The organism is Salipiger marinus (assembly GCF_035481585.1).
GTDB classification, from domain to species: Bacteria; Pseudomonadota; Alphaproteobacteria; order Rhodobacterales; family Rhodobacteraceae; genus Salipiger; species Salipiger marinus.
Window position 1 is genome coordinate 1 of the sequence record NZ_JAYKSL010000064.1, and the last position, 2,494, is coordinate 2,494.

General features: G+C 61.4%; 4 protein-coding genes. 2 read left to right on the forward strand and 2 right to left on the reverse strand.

The features are described 5' to 3' along the window. Together tnpB and tnpA are read right to left on the reverse strand one after the other, a co-directional pair. Nucleotides 1-245 (reverse strand): IS66 family insertion sequence element accessory protein TnpB (tnpB, locus tag VK682_RS27055; RefSeq protein WP_324782970.1); only part of this gene is annotated, 245 nt, incomplete at its 3' end. After that, a complete protein-coding gene (tnpA, locus tag VK682_RS27060) occupies nucleotides 242-694 on the reverse strand; it encodes an IS66-like element accessory protein TnpA (protein WP_230798113.1) in 453 nt (150 codons plus the stop codon). The genes tnpB and tnpA, both read right to left, overlap by 4 nt. Before the next feature lie 558 nt (nucleotides 695-1,252). Between tnpA and VK682_RS27065 the strand changes: the two genes are divergently transcribed. Further along, nucleotides 1,253-2,020 carry a DUF5131 family protein gene (locus VK682_RS27065; RefSeq protein WP_324782971.1) on the forward strand — a complete coding sequence of 256 codons (768 nt, stop codon included), beginning with the start codon at nucleotides 1,253-1,255 and terminating at the stop codon, nucleotides 2,018-2,020. Beyond that, complete coding sequence (locus VK682_RS27070) at nucleotides 2,020-2,475, forward strand: class I SAM-dependent methyltransferase (RefSeq protein WP_324782972.1); 456 nt, start codon at nucleotides 2,020-2,022, stop codon at nucleotides 2,473-2,475. Before VK682_RS27065 ends, VK682_RS27070 begins: the two co-directional genes overlap by 1 nt. Nucleotides 2,476-2,494: the final 19 nt, after the last annotated feature.

Here is a 2,494-nt window from a genome sequence, read left to right on the forward strand (position 1 = left end):
CACCTGAGGAGGAAAGAGGTGTAGTATGAACGCAGATCGTTGTGAACCAGGACAATTCCGGTCTGGTCCCAGACCAGCACCTTGATCCGGTCCGCACGCTTGGCCCGGAACACGAAGGCCGCACCGCTGAACGGGTCGAGGCCGAGCGCCTCCTGGATGGCCAGCGCCAGCCCGTCGATGCCTTTGCGGAAGTCGACCGGGCGCGTGGCAACGTAGACGCGCAGGTCGCCGCTCGGCGAGATCATTGCAACGCCGCCCGGACGGCACGGATCGTCCGGGTCAGCTGCGCCGCGTCGATATCGGAACGCACCCGCACGATGACACCACCCAATTCCAGCTCAATCCGGCACGACCTCGTCTCACTCCGCACCGAACGGTCGCGCCCATCGGTCGCCGGCGTGGAAGGTGGCTCAACGACAAGCGACGCGAACATCGGCTCCGACGCCGTCCCGGCAGCAAGCGCGAGCTGGCCAGACGCCAGCTTCTTGCGCCAATCATAGACCTGCCAGCGCGTCACCCCGTGCCGACGGGCGACGTCCGAAACCCTTGCCCCGGGCACCAAGCTCTCGGCCGCGATCCGGGCCCGTTCAGCCTCGCTCCGAAGACGGCGGCCAGACCGCCCCTCCAGAACCTCGATCGTGCCCGCATAGCCATCCGTCGAGCCGTCCAAATAGCCGCCCATTTTGCCGTCCAATCCTGCCTCGTCTCGGCAGCAGGACTCTCACAGCCGACGTCAACATGGCAGGAGGGGAGCAGCGTGGCGCTTACGTGGGTTCCGGTTCGACGGGCGGAAAGAAGACACTCACCGCGCGTGGGTACGTACTAGGGAGTTCACACGAAACCGGAGGTCCGAATCCCAACTGCGCCGCCACTTGCCCTCGCGAAAGCGTTCTCCCGATCCGGCTGCGGCCGGATTTTCTCGTGGTTTTCGAGGGTTATGCGGGAGGGGCTGTTAACCGGTAAACGTCCCGAAGGGCGCACACGCGTTCTCTCCGGGCCGATATTCTCCGGACCTGTTAACCGCCGCGCTTCCGGTGAACAGCTTTAAGTCATTGCTTCCAAGTGATCTTTCGAAGTCCGTGATGCACGCGATTTGGAAAATCCATCTGGATGGCGAATGGAACAGAGATCGAACGCCGCCCGTTGCGCCGCGGTTCAGCTGCAGCTGGGACCAATCTCACCCCAGCCGCTGTTCGTGCTTTGTGCTGAGTCAGCCGCGTGTTACCGTTGTGAAAAAGTGTGAGGCGAGCAGTTGGCCCAGAAGTCAGACATCGAATGGACGGACGCGACGTGGAACCCGGTGACGGGCTGCACCAAGGTCGGTCCCGGTTGTGACAACTGCTACGCCGAGCGGTTCGCAGAGCGGTGGCGTGGAATTCCTGGGCATCCCTACGAGCAGGGCTTCGAACTGACACTCTGGCCGTCGAGGCTGAAGCAGCCCGTGCTCTGGAAGAAGCCGCGGATGATCTTCGTCAACTCAATGAGCGACCTCTTCCACAAGGACATCGACCGTACATTCCTCGACGCTGTGTTCGACGCCATGGAGCAGGCGGACTGGCACGTCTACCAGGTGCTGACCAAGCGCAGCTCGCTCATGCGCAACTACGTTCGGAAGCGGTATCATGAAGGGCCGGTCCCTCGCCACATATGGCTTGGCGTTTCTGTCGAGGACGCTGCGCACGCGAGCCGGATTGAGCACCTGAAGCAGATCAATTCCGACGCTCGTTTCATCTCGTTCGAGCCGCTGCTCGGACCGGTTGGGGATGTTGATCTGCAGGGCGTCGCTTGGGCCATCGTCGGGGGAGAGAGTGGACCTCGGGCTCGGCCCATGGACGAAAGCTGGGTCCGCCAGATCCGGGACATGTGCGGACGTGACGACGTCGCGTTCTTCTTCAAGCAGTGGGGCGGCGCAAGACCGAAATCCGGCGGGCGCCTTCTCGACGGTGAAGAGTGGAATGGCTTTCCCTGGCAGATCGTTCCCGAACCTATCATTCGCGCCCTGCAGCCCGAGGATGCCTGATGCCGCCCAGGATAGAAAACTATCACGGGCGCGAGCAGTCCTTCATCAAGCATCTGTTTCTCAACAATTATCTCGAGTCCGCAGCCTACAAGCTGTTCCAAGGCAGATCGCCGGTCTTCAACTTCGTGGACGCCTTCGCGGGCCCTTGGCGGGTATCTGACACTAACAGGTATTCCGACGCCTCGTTTTCTCAGGCCATCGAAACATTGGAAACGGTTCGGCGATCCTTGCTCGATATGGGACGTCCCGGCCTCAAGGTCCGTTTTAGGTTCTGCGAACGGAACCCTGTTTCCGTTGCGAAATTGCGGGAGTTCGCAGCCCAGAAGCCGGAGTTTGACATTCAGGTATTCTCAGGCCAGTTCGAAGACAACCTCGACGGCATACGCGCTGCCTGCCGGGACGGCTTCACCTTCACATTCATCGATCCAACCGTGTTGGATGTCACTGAGAACTGACCCAGCATTGTCATCGAGA